This window comes from Cognataquiflexum rubidum (assembly GCF_022538115.1).
Taxonomy (GTDB): Bacteria; Bacteroidota; Bacteroidia; order Cytophagales; family Cyclobacteriaceae; genus Cognataquiflexum; species Cognataquiflexum rubidum.
This window is the reverse complement of sequence record NZ_JAKZAL010000026.1, coordinates 13,613-28,903: the sequence shown is the minus strand read 5'-3', so window position 1 is coordinate 28,903 and position 15,291 is coordinate 13,613. Positions and strand designations below refer to the sequence as shown.

General features: G+C 40.6%; 18 protein-coding genes and 2 tRNA genes. 10 read left to right on the top strand and 10 right to left on the bottom strand.

The genetic code is table 11. The annotated features are described in order from the left end of the window. Positions 1 to 185: 185 nt before the first annotated feature. The 5 genes from MMU05_RS20385 to mutS form a co-directional block, all read right to left on the bottom strand. A complete protein-coding gene (locus MMU05_RS20385; RefSeq protein ID WP_241143507.1) occupies positions 186 to 881 on the bottom strand; it encodes an XRE family transcriptional regulator in 696 nt (231 codons plus the stop codon). A gap of 141 nt (positions 882 to 1,022) precedes the next feature. Further along, positions 1,023 to 1,106 (bottom strand) — tRNA-Leu (locus tag MMU05_RS20380). Between the two features lie 69 nt (positions 1,107 to 1,175). Further along, positions 1,176 to 1,248: transfer RNA gene (locus tag MMU05_RS20375), tRNA-Gly, on the bottom strand. A 221-nt stretch (positions 1,249 to 1,469) separates the two neighbouring features. Further along, on the bottom strand, positions 1,470 to 2,270 hold the full coding sequence (locus MMU05_RS20370; protein ID WP_241143506.1) for a response regulator transcription factor: 801 nt from the start codon (positions 2,268 to 2,270) through the stop codon (positions 1,470 to 1,472). Positions 2,271 to 2,333: 63 nt separating this feature from the next. Next, on the bottom strand, positions 2,334 to 4,946 hold the full coding sequence (mutS, locus tag MMU05_RS20365; RefSeq protein WP_241143505.1) for a DNA mismatch repair protein MutS: 2,613 nt from the start codon (positions 4,944 to 4,946) through the stop codon (positions 2,334 to 2,336). An 85-nt stretch (positions 4,947 to 5,031) separates the two neighbouring features. Here mutS and MMU05_RS20360 point away from each other — a divergent pair, with 85 nt between their 5' ends. Beyond that, entirely contained in the window at positions 5,032 to 5,574 is a 543-nt protein-coding gene (locus tag MMU05_RS20360) for an RNA methyltransferase (protein ID WP_241143504.1), read from the top strand. A 57-nt stretch (positions 5,575 to 5,631) separates the two neighbouring features. Here MMU05_RS20360 and MMU05_RS20355 read toward each other — a convergent pair whose 3' ends face one another. Beyond that, positions 5,632 to 6,006 carry a hypothetical protein gene (locus tag MMU05_RS20355; RefSeq protein WP_241143503.1) on the bottom strand — a complete coding sequence of 125 codons (375 nt, stop codon included), beginning with the start codon at positions 6,004 to 6,006 and terminating at the stop codon, positions 5,632 to 5,634. Positions 6,007 to 6,083: 77 nt separating this feature from the next. Between MMU05_RS20355 and MMU05_RS20350 the strand changes: the two genes are divergently transcribed. Beyond that, positions 6,084 to 6,419 carry a tRNA-binding protein gene (locus MMU05_RS20350; RefSeq protein WP_241143502.1) on the top strand — a complete coding sequence of 112 codons (336 nt, stop codon included), beginning with the start codon at positions 6,084 to 6,086 and terminating at the stop codon, positions 6,417 to 6,419. 10 nt (positions 6,420 to 6,429) lie between these two features. Here the strand turns inward: MMU05_RS20350 and MMU05_RS20345 are convergent, their stop codons facing one another. Continuing rightward, positions 6,430 to 6,747, bottom strand: coding sequence for a Rieske (2Fe-2S) protein (locus MMU05_RS20345; protein WP_241143501.1), 318 nt, complete (start codon positions 6,745 to 6,747; stop codon positions 6,430 to 6,432). 51 nt (positions 6,748 to 6,798) lie between these two features. Between MMU05_RS20345 and MMU05_RS20340 the strand changes: the two genes are divergently transcribed. Next, entirely contained in the window at positions 6,799 to 7,542 is a 744-nt protein-coding gene (locus MMU05_RS20340) for a hypothetical protein (RefSeq protein ID WP_241143500.1), read from the top strand. 147 nt (positions 7,543 to 7,689) lie between these two features. Here MMU05_RS20340 and MMU05_RS20335 read toward each other — a convergent pair whose 3' ends face one another. Genes MMU05_RS20335 through MMU05_RS20325 form a run of 3 tightly spaced genes read right to left on the bottom strand, consistent with a single transcriptional unit; the run spans position 7,690 to position 9,065 of the window. Further along, entirely contained in the window at positions 7,690 to 8,286 is a 597-nt protein-coding gene (locus MMU05_RS20335; RefSeq protein WP_241143499.1) for a DNA-3-methyladenine glycosylase I, read from the bottom strand. Positions 8,287 to 8,291: 5 nt separating this feature from the next. After that, positions 8,292 to 8,756 (bottom strand): TspO/MBR family protein, encoded by a 465-nt coding sequence (locus MMU05_RS20330; RefSeq protein ID WP_241143498.1) that lies wholly within the window; start codon positions 8,754 to 8,756, stop codon positions 8,292 to 8,294. A 3-nt stretch (positions 8,757 to 8,759) separates the two neighbouring features. After that, the gene (locus MMU05_RS20325) at positions 8,760 to 9,065 is read right to left on the bottom strand and encodes a DUF4286 family protein (RefSeq protein WP_241143497.1); all 306 of its coding nucleotides are present in this window, start codon (positions 9,063 to 9,065) and stop codon (positions 8,760 to 8,762) included. Between the two features lie 140 nt (positions 9,066 to 9,205). Here MMU05_RS20325 and MMU05_RS20320 point away from each other — a divergent pair, with 140 nt between their 5' ends. From MMU05_RS20320 to MMU05_RS20290, 7 genes are all read left to right on the top strand, one after another. Further along, the gene (locus MMU05_RS20320; protein ID WP_241143496.1) at positions 9,206 to 9,859 is read left to right on the top strand and encodes a carotenoid biosynthesis protein; all 654 of its coding nucleotides are present in this window, start codon (positions 9,206 to 9,208) and stop codon (positions 9,857 to 9,859) included. Positions 9,860 to 9,899: 40 nt separating this feature from the next. Next, positions 9,900 to 10,346 carry a sterol desaturase family protein gene (locus MMU05_RS20315; RefSeq protein WP_262917712.1) on the top strand — a complete coding sequence of 149 codons (447 nt, stop codon included), beginning with the start codon at positions 9,900 to 9,902 and terminating at the stop codon, positions 10,344 to 10,346. Between the two features lie 2 nt (positions 10,347 to 10,348). Next, complete coding sequence (locus MMU05_RS20310; protein WP_241143495.1) at positions 10,349 to 11,245, top strand: MerR family transcriptional regulator; 897 nt, start codon at positions 10,349 to 10,351, stop codon at positions 11,243 to 11,245. Positions 11,246 to 11,459: 214 nt separating this feature from the next. Continuing rightward, a complete protein-coding gene (locus MMU05_RS20305) occupies positions 11,460 to 11,972 on the top strand; it encodes an RNA polymerase sigma factor (RefSeq protein WP_241143494.1) in 513 nt (170 codons plus the stop codon). Between the two features lie 5 nt (positions 11,973 to 11,977). Next, the gene (locus tag MMU05_RS20300) at positions 11,978 to 13,459 is read left to right on the top strand and encodes a phytoene desaturase family protein (protein WP_241143493.1); all 1,482 of its coding nucleotides are present in this window, start codon (positions 11,978 to 11,980) and stop codon (positions 13,457 to 13,459) included. A gap of 23 nt (positions 13,460 to 13,482) precedes the next feature. Then, on the top strand, positions 13,483 to 14,325 hold the full coding sequence (locus MMU05_RS20295) for a phytoene/squalene synthase family protein (protein WP_241143492.1): 843 nt from the start codon (positions 13,483 to 13,485) through the stop codon (positions 14,323 to 14,325). A gap of 93 nt (positions 14,326 to 14,418) precedes the next feature. Next, positions 14,419 to 15,264, top strand: a complete 846-nt coding sequence (locus tag MMU05_RS20290; RefSeq protein ID WP_241143491.1) for a 4-hydroxy-3-methylbut-2-enyl diphosphate reductase — start codon at positions 14,419 to 14,421, stop codon at positions 15,262 to 15,264. The last annotated feature ends 27 nt before the right edge of the window (positions 15,265 to 15,291 follow it).

The window sequence follows — 15,291 nt, the reverse complement described above, 5'->3', positions numbered from 1 at the left end:
TTTAAGGTAATTATTCCATTTGTCAATAAACATTTCCGCAATCATAGACTTACAACGATTTAAAATCCAATTTGTCTTACAAAATCTTATTTTATTTAAAAATCAGTTTAAAATTTGGATCAATTCCATTTTAAATAAAAAAATAATATAATTAATCAGCTCGGCAAAATATTCTCTTAAAACACTCACACGATCATCAATCTGAACATCCAAACCTCCCGTATTGACCTGATATCGACTTCGAAAGGTTTGAATATCGGATTGGAAGAACAAAGTAACAATTTTTCATTTTCCTTGACAGTATTGTAGGCAATTTTAAAAGTGATGCCTTCAGATTCTGTCAGGACCACATATTTTTCTCCATCCTTGATTCGGGTCCAATCATCCACGTACTCGCACACAATCCATGCACCGTCAGGAATGGGAAGCATCGAATCCCCATCAATCTGGAAAACACGGTATTTCTTATCCTGAGGCAAAAATGGGAGCGAGAAACGGGGAAGTTCACCGATAAAATCAGGATCCGAAAAACCTGCCAAATAACTCGCTTTTACTTTTTGGGAAACAACTTCGATCAGTTCCTTTCCTTCAGCGTCCACCGTGGTAGCCAATATCCTCAGATTTTTGCCTTTCAAAAAACGGTCTGTATCCAATAATTCCCTCAGCTTATACTCTGAAAGTTCCTCCAGGTTTTTTCTTAGGAGCAAGTCTATCGACACGCCAAGGTAATCAGCTATCAGGAGCAAAGTCTCCAAAGGTGGATTGATGTTCAACTCATATCCTGCGAGCTTGGACCTGCTAATGCCTATGGAAGCAGCCATCGTTTCTTGGGTGATGGATTTCTTTTTTCTAAGTATTTTGATGTTGGCGCTCAGGTGCATCTTGCAGGTTGTTTGGAAACAAGGCCATGAAATTCATACCAAAAATACTACTATTGTTAAAATAACAGACAAAAATTTGATGATATTTTAAACAATCAGAGAAGAGCACATAAAAAAAAGCCCCGCTGAAAGCGAGGCTTGTACCAGGAGCGGGAATCGAACCCGCACGAGATTGCTCTCACAAGATTTTAAGTCTTGCGTGTCTACCTGTTCCACCATCCCGGCATTCTCTAACGTGATTAGAGATTTCAAAATTACCGAAAACAACAAAGCCCTTCTTCAAGGGCCTTTTTGAGCGAGAGACGAGATTCGAACTCGCGACCCCGACCTTGGCAAGGTCGTGCTCTACCAACTGAGCTACTCTCGCAGTATATTCAATAATTCAAAACTATGAGTCTTGCTCTACCTCCCGATAGCTATCGGGATGAGCTACTCTCGCAGTGTATTCAACAATTTGAAGCAAAAACCTTACGCCTTTGTCTTTTGTGAGTGCAAATGTAAAGCAGTTTTCCAAAATAGCAAAAGTACAACCGTAAAAAATTTTGTTTCCATTTGCTTGCCATCTCTCCAAAATTGATAATCAGGCATTTATTTAAAATTATTGGAGATAAGAATTTTCATTAAATCATTAGAATTCTTTGCCCCCAATTTTTTCAGTATTTTTTTCCTGTGTGTAAAGACTGTATTTATTGAAATAAATAAATATTCTGCGATTTCCTGTGAATCCAATCCTTCCAGCAATAACAAAGCGACTTCCTTTTCCTTTTTGGAAAGGGAGATGTCATGCATTGGAGGCTTTTCTTTTTGATGGGTTGTTTTGGACCCGTCATCTTTGGTGTAAGAATAGCTCCAATCATATCCTTTCAGGTGTTCATTGTTGGTAATCAAAAGGCCGATATGGAGGTCATAAATAAAATTTCCTTTTTCATCAATCAGGTATGGTTTGGCTTTGGTAAAAAACCAGATTTCCTTTTTGGTGGTCTTGTGGATCCAACGGAGCGTATAAGACAATTCAAAAGTCTTTTTTTCCTGAAGACTTGCCTTTTGAAATACTTCTAAAAAAATATTGTTAAAGGCCACATGCTCTTTGGCATCCTCAGGATGCAATGCGGAAATAACGCCCACAAGGCCATTTTCCCTTAAAAATTCAGCGGTATAGCCGCTGAGTTCCTCGATATTTTCGGTAAAAAAAGGCAAACTCATGTCCCTGTAATCAAAGCATCCAATGATTATCCCATCTTTCATCCCGAGGCTGTGGCTGATTTTATGCAAATCTTTGATGAGCGACTCCTCATCAGGATGGGAAATAAATTCCCTGTCATTTTTGTATGAAAAAAATTCTGATAACTTATTCTGATTTCTTAATTCTTCCAACAACGAAATATCCATATACTCAATCTAAAACTATCAGTTTAAAATTTTACCTTCAATTTAAACATATCCAACCAAGTTTCAATTGCCTAATTTCTTCTTAATCTCATTCAGTTTAAGCAATGCCTCAATGGGAGAAATGGTATTGATATCTATAGCCGAAAGCATTTCCTGCGCCTCTTTGAATTTTGGATCAGCATCGAACAGACTCAGTTGATAATTGCTCTTGGGCATGTCCTTGATTCTGTCCTTTGGCGCATTCATTTCTTTGTCTTTTTCCAAATGCACCATGATTTCGGAAGCCCTCAAAACGACCGGATTTGGCATCCCCGCCATCTGGGCCACATGAATCCCAAAGCTATGCTCGCTCCCACCTTCCTTTAATTTCCGCATAAAGATTACTTTGTTTCCAACCTCTTTTACAGAAACGTTGAAATTTTTGATTTTGGGAAAATCGTCTGCTAACTGATTCAATTCATGATAATGAGTTGCAAATAGGGTTTTTGCTCTGAATTTTGGGTGATTGTGCAAAAACTCAACTATCGACCAAGCGATAGATATACCGTCGTAGGTAGATGTACCCCGGCCTATTTCATCCATCAATACGAGGCTTCTGTCGGAAAGGTTATTTAAAATACTTGCCGTTTCGGTCATCTCCACCATAAAGGTAGACTCTCCTTTGGACAAATTATCGGAAGCTCCAACCCTTGTAAAAACTTTGTCAATGATCCCGATTCTGGCGTAGGAAGCAGGCACAAAGCTTCCCATTTGGGCCATCAGCACAATCAAAGCAGTCTGTCTCAGCAAGGCGGATTTACCTGCCATATTTGGACCTGTGATGATGATGATTTGTTGGCTTTCATTGTCAAGGAATATGTCATTGGGAACATACTCTTCTCCTATCGGCAGCTGTCTTTCAATAACCGGATGTCTTCCATCTTTGATCTCGAGGGAATCCGTATCCGAGATTTTTGGCTTACAATAATTGTTCTTTTTGGCTACCATGGAAAAAGAAAGCAAACAATCCACTGTGGCCAATATCCTTGCATTTTGTTGGATCTGACTGACATACTCCGACGCATCCATGACAAGCGCCAAAAAATACCTTTGCTCAATCGCCAACATCCGGTCTTCGGCGTTCAGGATTTTTTCTTCATATTCTTTCAATTCCGGCGTGATATACCTCTCGGCATTGACCAAGGTCTGTTTTCTGATCCAATCTTGCGGCACCTTGTCTTTATGGGAATTGGTCACCTCCAGGTAATAGCCAAATACTTTGTTGAAAGCTACTTTGAGAGAAGAGATTCCCGTCCTCTGAGTTTCTCTTTGTTGCAAGGAAACCAGGTAATCCTTGCCCGTATTGGCCAGATTCCTGTATTCATCCAATTCTTCATCGACTCCCGGCTTGATAATTCCGCCCTGATGGATCAGCATGGGTGCATCTTCAAGAAGCTCCTTTTCTATTTTGTCCAATAAAAATTCACATGGACTGATCTGGTCGGAGAGTTTTTTGAGTGAACCGTTTTTGGAGTTTTTCAAAATCTCTTTGATGGGCAAGGTATTTTTCAATGCCCTTTTCAGCTGGTTCATTTCCCTGGGATTGATCCTGCCCACAGCAACTTTTGAAATCAATCTTTCCAAATCCCCAATATGTTTCAGATGGACCACAATTTCCTCGCACAGTTCCGGCGATTCAAAAAAATACTCTACTACTTTGAGCCTGTCTTCAATCGGTTCTTTCTCTTTGAGGGGAAGAACCATCCATTTTTTCATCATTCTGGAGCCCATCGGGGTAATGGTCTGATCGAGAATATTGATCAAAGGAACGCCACCATCCTGTTGGGAATAGACGAGCTCAAGGTTGCGGATGGTAAACTTATCCAACCACACATATTTTTCTTCCGCAATCCTGGAAATCGAGGAGATATGCTTGACCTCTTTGTGCTCTGTTTCTTCGAGGTAATACAATATCGCTCCTGAGGCAATGATCCCATGTTCGAGATTTTCAATCCCAAAGCCTTTTAAGTTTGCGGTAGCGAAATGTCCTGTGAGCTTTTCATAGGTATAATCAAGTTGGAATACCCAATCCTCACAGTGAAAGGTCGTAAACTGGTCCTTGAGTATGTCCTGCGCCTTTGCTCTTGCGGCTTTGGAATAGATCACCTCTGAAGGACTAAAACTCTGAAGAAGCTTTTCTATATAGGATTGTGAGCCTTCCGAACACATAAATTCCCCGGTGGAAAGATCCAAAAATGCAATCCCCAAAATATCTTTCCCAAAATAAACCGATGCGAGGTAATTGTTTTTTCTTTTGTCCAGGACATTGTCATTGAATGAAAGCCCCGGGGTCACCAACTCCGTTACTCCTCTTTTGACTATTCCTTTGACATCTTTTGGATCTTCGAGTTGGTCACATATCGCTACCCTGTTTCCGGCCCGGACCAATTTGGGTAAATAGGTATCCAAAGAATGATGGGGAAATCCGGCCAATTCGATATGTGAAGCTGAACCATTTGCTCTCTTGGTCAGGACTATATCCAAAACCTTGCTGGCTTTGATGGCATCCTCCCCGAAAGTCTCATAAAAATCCCCCACCCTAAAAAGAAGCAAAGCGCCAGGATGCTTTGCTTTGATGGCGTTGTATTGTTTCATCAAAGGGGTTTCCTTCACTTCATTTTCCTTCTCCTTGGCCATACTGTCCCTGATTTGATTCTTTGTGTTACTTTTGAATATTATAAAAGGTTGAAATTAAAAGATATCAAAAGGGAAACAAAACTGCATGCGAAAATTAAACATGGCGGAACTAAACCGCCTGACTGTGGATGAGTTCAAATCGGAACGAAAATCTCCGATTGTCATTGTTTTGGATAATGTGAGAAGTCTCAATAACGTGGGATCGGCCTTTAGGACTTCCGACGCCTTCCTTGTTGAAAAAATATACCTCTGCGGGATCACCGGGAAACCTCCCCACAAGGACATCCAAAAAACTGCACTCGGGGCAACCGAGTCCGTGATTTGGGAATATGTAGACAGTACTTTGGCCGCCATCCAACAATTGAAGAAGGAAGGATATACTGTCTGTGCTTTGGAACAGGTTGATAAAAGTATAAAGCTGCATGAATTCCTCCCCGACCCCGATCGGAAGTTTGCTTTGGTATTTGGGAATGAGGTTTTTGGAGTGGAGGAAGAAGTGATCGAGGCATCAGATTATGTCATCGAAATCCCCCAACTAGGGACCAAGCATTCTCTCAATATCTCTGTTTCAATGGGAATTGCCCTGTGGGATTTTATAGTAAAAATGGGAATTTTAGACAAACATTAGCAAAAAAAAAGAGACTAATCTAGTCTCTTTTTTACTGTGTAAATTATGGTATTTGCATTAATCTTCTTTGAACCTGTCTACTATGTAAAGAAATAGATTGAACGACAGGGTTGAAATTTCTTCTTTTTTTGCGTCTTTTTCGCCGCCTTGTCTGTACAAGGGATTATCCTTTTTCAGACCTGTTGCTGTAGCAGGCTTGGAATCTTTGACAGGGTTCAAGGTAGTCCTTTGACCGTTGTCCTGCCTTGAATCCACAGATGATGATTCAGAACCTTCAAATTGGGTGGATTGCTCCGTGTTTTTCGGAAGGTCCGGAAAGTTTCTTTCTCTTTCAGTTTGTGCGTAGGACACAAAACTCATGATGAAACCTAATAAAAAGGTCAGTTGAAGCTTTTTCATTCCCAAAGTAGAGATTTTTGATACTTCCAACATTTATAAGAGAGGTTTGAGTAGATTTATAACTCCCCATCGGGGTGGAAAGTTTCCAAATATATAAAAATTCTTAATCAATGCAAACGATTGACTTTATCGAATTTCAAAGAATTGACCTTCGCGTAGGAACAATAGTGCGTGCCGAAATCTTTGCTAAAACGAAAAAACCGGCATATAAAATATGGGTGGATTTGGGGCCACTTGGTATAAAAAAATCATCTGCCCAAATCACTGACCATTATCAGCCTGAACAACTGATTGGAAAGCAGGTACTTTGTGTTTGTAATTTCGCCCCAAAACAAATAGCGGATTTCATGTCTGAAGTTTTGGTGACGGGATTTGACGATGGAAGTGGTCAGATTGTATTGGCTTCTGCCGACAAAGCAGTTCCCAATGGCTCAAAATTGCATTGATGGACATCGGTCAAATCCATATTTCAAGTCCACTTTCAGAAAGTTCTACTTTGTAAACTTTTAAATCAGGACACTGTCCTGTCAGCACCTGTCCGGATCTGAGATCAAACCTATATTCATGAAGGGGGCAAACTATTTCATCCCTGACAATAGTGCCTTGGAGCAAAGAGGCCATACGGTGTGGACAAAACGGTTCGAAAGCAAAGAAAGCCTCCCCATTTCTGGAAATGCAGATTTTCTCACCTCCCAATTGGACGAGCTTGATCCTCTTTTCCGGAATCATCTGAAGCACCTGCTCTTTGCTTTGTCCAAGGGTAAATGTTTTCATTAGCAAGTTTAAAATGGTAACTTAGAATCCTAAACCTAATATAATCCCACCATGAAAAAAATAATTTTACTGCCCTTTCTGTTTCTCGCCGGGGCGATTTTTGCCCAAAGTCTGGAAGGTGCCTGGAAAATGACCCATCAAAACGGCAAGGCCATGACCGAAACAGAATACATCAAAATATACCAAGACGGTTATTTTTCTTTCGGCGCAAAAGAAACAGCTACCAACGCTTTTGTAAGTGCGGGCGGTGGACCATTCACCATCAAAGACAATCTGTATCAGGAATTGTTAGATTTTTACACCACTAATCCCGAAATGGTGGGGCAAAGGACAGATTTCAGCTTGGATATGGTGGGAGGGAAAATGGTGATTTCCACCGAAATGAGTGGCAAGACATTGGTTGAAATATGGGAAAAAGTAAGTGATGCCAAAGATGACCTGACCCGTAATTGGGTGATTACAGGAAGAAAAAGAGACGATGAAATCGCAAGAAGCACTCCCGGGGCACGACGAACCATCAAAATCCTGAGCGGTGGACGCTTCCAATGGGTGGCTTTCAATTCCGAAACCAAAGAATTTAGCGGGACAGGCGGTGGAACCTACACTGCTGAAAACGGCACTTACATTGAAAAAATCGAGTTCTTCTCCAGAGACAATAGCAGAGTCGGCGCAAGTCTTGAATTCAAATACGAGGTCATCGATGGCGAGTGGCACCACAGCGGCCTAAGCTCCACCGGCAATCCCATCTATGAAATCTGGTCTGCCTACAGCAAAGCGTATAACCCCGTCAAATAGTGGACAGACTCGCCCAAGTTTGTATCCCCACAAACTCGGGCGAGTCTGTCCAACTCCATGTATAGGGGAAAAAAATTGGATTAAATTTCTTTTTTTGAAAAAAACATCAAAGCCAAGCAAATAGGAATTTCCTTATGCTTGGCTTTTTTATTTGCCCAAGGCTCTGACTTCTTGATACCTGAAACAATCGACCAAATGGTCATTGACCAGACCGGTGGCCTGCATGTGGGCATACAATATGGTGCTTCCCAAAAATTTGAACCCCCGGGATTTCATGTCCTTGGCAAGTCTATCGGATATTGGGCTGGTCGCAGGAACTTCGGACATGGATTTCAATTGGTTTTGGATAGGTTTTCCACCCACAAAATCCCAGATGTAGTTCTTAAAGCTTCCATGTGATGCCTGGATTTCCATAAATCTTTTGGCATTGTTGATGGCAGCCCGGATTTTCATTTCATTCCTGATGATACCCGAATCCAGCAATAACTCCTGTACATATCCATCCGGCAAATCTGCCACCACCCGGTAATCAAATTCTGCAAAAGCTTTCCGATAACCTTCCCTTTTTTTCAAAATCGTAGACCAGCTTAACCCAGCCTGCGCGCTTTCCAAGACCAAAAATTCGAACTGTTTTTGATCATCAAAAACGGGAACTCCCCATTCTTCATCATGGTATTTGACATAATCTTCAAAACCCAGGCACCACGGGCAGCGGAATTTTCCGGTTTCCTGTTCTATTGCCATACTATTTAATTGAGATACCAAATCCCGGCATTCAGTGCCGTCGCAAAACTTACCCAAAGCAAATAAGGAACCATCAGGTAAGACGCAATTTTATTGATCGGGAAAAATACCCTGATGCAGACGACGATCATGATCCAAAGTGGAACTATAACCAATAATCCGAGGATGGGAGATTCCATACCAAAAAAAGCCGGAGACCAGATCCCGTTGAGGACAAGCTGGATTGCAAACAACCAAAGGGCCGTTTTCTTCATGGGATGGTTTGATTTCCAGATCAAAAACAAAGCAATCCCCATCAATAAATAAAGTGTCGTCCACGCAGGTCCAAAAACCCAAGAAGGAGGTGTGAAAAATGGTTTGTTAATCGTCTGATACCAGCTCTGTACAGAGGAAATGGTGACTAAAGCGCCCAATCCCCCGACAACCTGAGGAATAATAATTGAAATGATCAATTTGAATATATTTGTCATGGCTTATTCTACGGTTTCAAGTAAGGTTCTGAATACCACAAACCTATCTCTAAATTTCTGATTTACATCTTCCTGAAGCTTTGCGGCAAAACTTTGTTGGTATTCCATAATTTTTTCCATGCTGTCAGTAAAATACTGCACAGAATAATTGGTCGAACCGTCCTCGTTGTCATGGAGGATTTTATAAAACCTGTTTTCCAAAAACATCCCCGTGGCCAATACATCCGGGATATGCGTTTCCTTCATCCAGCTTACCCATTCTGCTTCGGATTCTTTCTCAATATTGACTGTTACATTGTATAATATCATATTTCTTTACATTTGTCTTTAATTTTGTGGCACACGTTGCCCAACAAATATAAGTTCATGTTGTTAATCACCCGTGAATAATCCAAAATCATTTCGACAATATGTCCCCGGGCGTTATTAAAAGATCAGAATATCAAACCGTGAAGGAGGCCATCCAAGACATACAAACAAACAGGATTGGGCTGATGAGGGGGATTATTTCCGCTTTTTACGTCTTTGGAATAATCGGGCTATCCATTCCAATGGTGCGCCCCTATTTTCAAATGATGACGCCATTTACGTTGATCCTGAGTCTCGGTATTTTATTGTTATTTCATTCTGGGTGGAATAAGCCGTTTGGGATTTTTGCAGTATCAGTTGCAATTTTGGGATTCGGATCAGAAGTATTGGGCATCCATACCGGGTTTCCCTTTGGAAGTTACGTATATGGAAAAACTCTGGGCCTTCAGCTTTTTGAAGTCCCCTTGGTAATTGGGGTCAACTGGCTGCTTCTGGTCTACCTTACAGGAAATTTATTTTCCACCAAAATCAAAAATGATTGGCTGGCAGCCACCCTGTCTGCCATGGTGATGGTAGCCATAGATTTCTTGATCGAGCCGGTTGCGGTCAATCTTGATTACTGGTCATGGGAAGGAAATGTGATTCCACTTTCCAATTATCTTGGCTGGTTAGGAGTGGCATTCATTCTCCAAATCGGCTACCGGAAAACTTATTTTAACAAAGAGAATGCGATTTCAATTTATCTCTTGATCAATCTGGTAACATTCTTTGCCTTTTTGAATTTTATTTCCTAAATCAAAATTCACCAATAAACATTCTAATTCACTTGGAGTTATGTCAATAATGCTTGCTGTACTATTTACATCGATCGGATTCGCAATAATGGAATTTTCAGGTTGGTTTATCCATAAATATATCATGCATGGTCCACTCTGGAATATCCACAAAACACATCATGAGCCTTCAAAATCTTTCTTTGAGCTTAACGATTTGTTTTCTCTTCTTTTCGGAAGTATCGCGGTTGCATTGATCTTTCTCGGAGTTGATGATTTAGACTACCGGTTTTGGATAGGGATAGGGATCAGCTTATATGGGGTATTGTATTTCATCATCCATGATGTATTGGTACACCGGAGAGCAAAGTGGTTTGATAGGCCAAAAAACAGTTTCCTATTGGGAATCTTCAGAGCCCATCAAGCCCATCACGCTACAAACAAAAAACATGATGCCGTTTCTTTCGGCTTATTCATAGTACCCAAGAAATACTTTAAACGCTACTAATTGTGAGTACTTATTCAATCAAAGATCTGGAACAAATGTCGGGCATCAAGGCCCACACTTTACGTATTTGGGAACAGCGTTACAATTTGTTGCAGCCTATGAGGACTGACACCAACATCAGATTTTATGATGATGCCAGTCTCAAACTCATTTTAAATGTGGCTTTGTTGAACGACAACGGTTTCAAAATCAGCAAAATCGCCAATATGACTGAGGCTGAGATGAAGGAAGAAGTCGTCAAACTCACTGAAAAAACCCTCACCCATGACGATCAGATCCATGCATTGACCATCTGCATGATCGAGATGGATGAAGAGAGATTCGAAAAGGTGCTTTCAACCAATATCCTGAAGATAGGTTTTGAACAAACAATGCTCAATATCATCTATCCTTTTATGTCAAAAATAGGCGTATTGTGGCAGACAGGTGCGATCAATCCGGCACAGGAGCATTTTATCAGTAATCTGATCCGACAAAAACTGATCGTCGCGATCGATGGCCAACTATATAAAGGAGGAGGAAAAAAGTTCTTGCTTTACTTACCTGAAGGTGAATTGCATGAAATATCCATTCTCTTTGCTGCTTACCTGATCAAACTCAAAGGCCACAAGCTCATCTATCTTGGACAAAACACTCCGGATGAAGACCTTCAGATTGTATACAGACTTCATCAGCCTGAGTTTTTGATGACTGTCATCACAACTTCCCCAAGCAGCGAACAAATCCAAGATTATATATATAGCATCTCTGAAAGATTCGATAAATCAGAAATTATTCTGTCCGGCTACCAAATCGTGGGACAGGACCTGGATTTCCCTAAAAACGTCCGTGCTATGCATTATATCAAGCAATTGAAGGAATTTATAGAAGAAATGGACAATGTACTTGCAGAAAAATAGTTTGAAAAATTAAGCAAAAAATTAAACAAGGTGAGAAATACCATTCTCACCTTTTTTTTGTGCCTTTAAATACAAAATATACCTCTAATCGTTACTTATGACATTTTAGATATTCATAGATTTATTTTGTTTAAGATTTTTATATTTTTATTAGACAAAATGTTTGGATTTTGTTTAAAGATATCTACCTTTGATTAAACAAAATCAAAAAGCCATGACGACTCTAGAATTCAGTTACTCGCTACAGAAGCTTTCAAGTTCTTTGAAGCCTTTTGCACTAAAATTGACCAGGGATACTGATGATGCCAATGATCTTCTTCAAGATACCATGGTCAAAGCTTTTACCAATAAAGATAAATTCACTGAAGGAACTAATCTGAAAGCGTGGCTTTATACCATCATGAAAAATACCTTTATTACCAACTACCAAAGGATGGTAAGAAGAGGTACCTTTGTAGACACGACGGATAATCTGCACTATCTTAACTCAGGAGACGTCTTGGTAGAAAACGGCGCTTATGGAGATTTTGCAATGAACGATATCCAACTGGCTATCGAAAACTTAGAAGCAGTCTACAAAACTCCGTTCATGATGCACTTCAGGGGTTTTAAATACCATGAGATTGCTGACAAATTAGAGATACCAATTGGAACTGTAAAAAATAGAATACATATAGCAAGGAAGCTTTTGAAAGACGAGCTGCATATGTACAAACATAGAAATTAATGTCAATGAATAAGAAAAACGTGGTGGTGATAGGATCCGGCTTTGCAGGACTATCTGCAGCCACACACCTGGCACATGCAGGATATCAAGTGACGCTATTAGAAAAAAATGATACCCCCGGGGGAAGAGCTAGAAAGTTCGAATCCGAGGGTTTTGTTTTTGATATGGGTCCCAGCTGGTATTGGATGCCGGATGTGTTTGAATCCTACTTCGGATATTTTGGAAAAAAAGTCTCGGATTATTATGATCTAAAGCGACTCAGCCCTTCTTATACAGTAGTCTTCGGTGAGAATGATTTCATGGAAATCCCTTCAGACCTGAATGAATTCAAATCCTTATTGGAAACCTTGGAACCGGGTGTAGGACCGAAACTGGATGAATTCCTGAAGCAGGCGGCTTACAAATACAAAGTGGGGATTGAGGATTTGGTCTATAAGCCAAGTAGGTCTTTGACGGAATTCACCAGCCCAAAATTACTGATCGACGTGGTCAGGATGGACGTATTCCAGTCTATGTCCAAACATGTCAGGAAGTTTTTCAAACACGAGAAAATCATCAGATTGATGGAATTCCCGGTTCTTTTTCTAGGAGGAACTGCAGACAATATCCCCGCACTTTACAGCTTGATGAATTATGCAGACATTGCTCTGGGAACTTGGTATCCTATGGGAGGCATGTTCAAAATCGTGGAGGGCATGATCAGTTTGGCCGAAGAAAAAGGTGTGAAATTCCGGTTGGGCGCTGAAGTAGACCATATCAATGTCACCAATGGTATAGCCCGCAATGTGGTTTTGAAAAACGGTGAAAAGATCGAAACAGACATTTTGGTAGCAGGTGCAGATTATCACCATGTGGAGAGTGTTTTATTGGCTCCGGAATACAGAAACTACGATGCCACCTATTGGGATAAGCGTGTCATGGCACCTTCAAGCTTACTCTTCTACCTTGGCGTGGATAAGAAAATCGAAAACATAACCCACCATTGTCTCTTTTTTGATGAGCAAATGGGACCACATGCAGATGCCATTTATACCAATCCGAGATGGCCGGAGAAACCTCTTTTCTACCTTTCTGCTGCTTCCAAAACTGACCCTACTGTGGCACCTGAAGGACAGGAAAATCTCGTTATTCTGATACCACTTGCTCCAGATTTGGAGGATGGGGAAGAAATCCGGGAGAAATATTACCATATGGTGATGGACAGACTGGAGAAACTCACCGGACAGGAAATCCGAAGTCACGTGATTTACAAACGCTCTTATGCCCACAGCGACTTCAAGGCTGATTACCATGCTTTCAAAGGTAATGCTTATGGATTGGCCAATACTTTATTGCAGACAGCAATATTGAAACCTTCCCTAAAAAACAAAAAAGTCAAAAATCTGTACTATACTGGACAACTGACTGTTCCGGGACCGGGTGTCCCGCCTAGTCTTATTTCAGGCCATGTAGTTGCCAGAGAAGTTGTCAAGGAAAACAAACTGTAAAAATAAATTGGTATATTAAAGGGATGAATGCAAGAAGCCTTTTTGACAATACGACTTTCGAATGCAGTAAACTGATCACGCAGCGGTATAGCACGAGCTTTACTATGGGTATAAAAACGTTGGACAAAAAATTCCATTTACCAATTTATGCCATTTATGGTTTTGTAAGGTATGCCGATGAAATCGTAGACACCTTTCACGATAAAGACAAAAAAGCACTGCTTGACAGATTCAAAAGTGATGCCTACGAAGCCATCGATGAGGAAATCAGCCTAAATCCTGTTCTCCACGCATTCCAGCTCATCGTCAACCAATATAAAATTGATAAAGATCTGATCGAAGCCTTTTTGCGAAGCATGGAAATGGATCTTGATTTCAAAACATACAATGATTCCCGCTACCACGAATATATCTATGGTTCGGCAGAAGTGGTAGGATTAATGTGTCTCAAGGTATTTTGCGAGGGAAATAAGGAAGAATATGAAAGTCTCAAGTCACCTGCCTGCAAGTTGGGGGCTGCTTTCCAAAAAGTGAACTTCCTGAGAGATATCAAGAGTGATTTTGAGGAAAGGGGTAGGGTTTACTTTCCCGGAGTAGACTTCAATTCCTTTGACAAATCAACAAAACAACTCATCGAAGAAGATATACAAAAGGACTTTGATGAGGCCTTAGACGGTATAAGGAGATTGCCTAAGGGAGCTAAAATGGGAGTAAAAGTAGCTTACCTTTATTACCAAAAACTATTTGACAAAATCAAAAGCCTACCCCCGGAAACGATCACCCATCAACGGATCAGGATTCCTAACAGCAGAAAACTATCATTACTCCTGAGTACCTATTTCGAATCCAAGTTGGGATTCAACTGAAAACTCTAACATACCTCAAGCCAAAACTTTGAGGACGAAAACAGTGAAAAATTAAAGCTTAAAACAATTATCCAAGTCCAAAGTTTATCTCCTATGATGAATTTGAATGTACAAATCGATCAGCATTCCGGTTTTTGTTTTGGGGTCGTCTATGCCATCGAAATGGCAGAAGAAGTACTTGAGGAACAAGGTTATCTATATTGCCTTGGAGATATTGTACACAATGATGAAGAAGTAACTAGATTGACCAAAAAAGGGCTGAAAATCATTGATCATGAGGAATTAAAAAACCTTTTCAACGAAAAAGTACTGATCAGGGCTCATGGCGAACCGCCCTCTACCTATCAGCTTGCAATCAATAATAACCTGACTCTGATAGATGCAAGCTGTCCGGTCGTCCTTAAACTTCAAAACCGGATCAAAAATTCTTTTGACAAAGATGAAACGATCTACATTTATGGCAAACATGGGCATGCCGAAGTGATCGGACTCCTAGGCCAAACCAATAACAAAGCCGTTGTTTTTCAGGACATCAATGAACTCGACTTGCCTTCTTTGCCCAAGAATCTGACCCTTTACAGCCAAACCACCAAGAGTACAGACAACTTCTACAAAATAAATGAAGCCTTCAAAGAGAGTGGTATCGAGGTGAACACCAACGATACCATCTGCAGACAGGTATCCAACAGAGACAAGGAGTTGCGGATTTTTGCAGAGAAATTTGACAGGATCATTTTCGTAAGCGGCACCAAGTCTTCCAATGGGAAAGTTCTCTATAATGTCTGCAAAGAGAAAAATCCAAACACCTATTTCATATCAAATCCCGATCAGGTCGAAAAGGAATGGTTTAGCCAAAATGAAACAGTCGGAATATGCGGCGCCACCTCCACCCCTATGTGGCTGATGGAACAAGTAAAAGAAAGAATCGAAACTTTTTAGTCTTTCTTTACTAAATTTGCGGCGTGC

What these genes read in the sequence shown, in the direction of transcription:
- MMU05_RS20340 (WP_241143500.1), top strand. Translation starts at nt 6,799, where the DNA reads ATGAAAAAAATAATTTTACTGCCCTTTCTGTTTCTCGCCGGGGCGATT.
- MMU05_RS20305 (WP_241143494.1), top strand. Translation starts at nt 11,460, where the DNA reads ATGACGACTCTAGAATTCAGTTACTCGCTACAGAAGCTTTCAAGTTCT.
- MMU05_RS20355 (WP_241143503.1), bottom strand. Translation starts at nt 6,006, where the DNA reads ATGTTGGAAGTATCAAAAATCTCTACTTTGGGAATGAAAAAGCTTCAA.
- MMU05_RS20345 (WP_241143501.1), bottom strand. Translation starts at nt 6,747, where the DNA reads ATGAAAACATTTACCCTTGGACAAAGCAAAGAGCAGGTGCTTCAGATG.
- MMU05_RS20300 (WP_241143493.1), top strand. Translation starts at nt 11,978, where the DNA reads ATGAATAAGAAAAACGTGGTGGTGATAGGATCCGGCTTTGCAGGACTA.
- MMU05_RS20335 (WP_241143499.1), bottom strand. Translation starts at nt 8,286, where the DNA reads ATGGCAATAGAACAGGAAACCGGAAAATTCCGCTGCCCGTGGTGCCTG.
- MMU05_RS20325 (WP_241143497.1), bottom strand. Translation starts at nt 9,065, where the DNA reads ATGATATTATACAATGTAACAGTCAATATTGAGAAAGAATCCGAAGCA.
- MMU05_RS20385 (WP_241143507.1), bottom strand. Translation starts at nt 881, where the DNA reads ATGCACCTGAGCGCCAACATCAAAATACTTAGAAAAAAGAAATCCATC.
- MMU05_RS20370 (WP_241143506.1), bottom strand. Translation starts at nt 2,270, where the DNA reads ATGGATATTTCGTTGTTGGAAGAATTAAGAAATCAGAATAAGTTATCA.
- mutS (WP_241143505.1), bottom strand. Translation starts at nt 4,946, where the DNA reads ATGGCCAAGGAGAAGGAAAATGAAGTGAAGGAAACCCCTTTGATGAAA.
- MMU05_RS20290 (WP_241143491.1), top strand. Translation starts at nt 14,419, where the DNA reads ATGATGAATTTGAATGTACAAATCGATCAGCATTCCGGTTTTTGTTTT.
- MMU05_RS20330 (WP_241143498.1), bottom strand. Translation starts at nt 8,756, where the DNA reads ATGACAAATATATTCAAATTGATCATTTCAATTATTATTCCTCAGGTT.
- MMU05_RS20360 (WP_241143504.1), top strand. Translation starts at nt 5,032, where the DNA reads ATGCGAAAATTAAACATGGCGGAACTAAACCGCCTGACTGTGGATGAG.
- MMU05_RS20315 (WP_262917712.1), top strand. Translation starts at nt 9,900, where the DNA reads ATGTCAATAATGCTTGCTGTACTATTTACATCGATCGGATTCGCAATA.
- MMU05_RS20350 (WP_241143502.1), top strand. Translation starts at nt 6,084, where the DNA reads ATGCAAACGATTGACTTTATCGAATTTCAAAGAATTGACCTTCGCGTA.
- MMU05_RS20295 (WP_241143492.1), top strand. Translation starts at nt 13,483, where the DNA reads ATGAATGCAAGAAGCCTTTTTGACAATACGACTTTCGAATGCAGTAAA.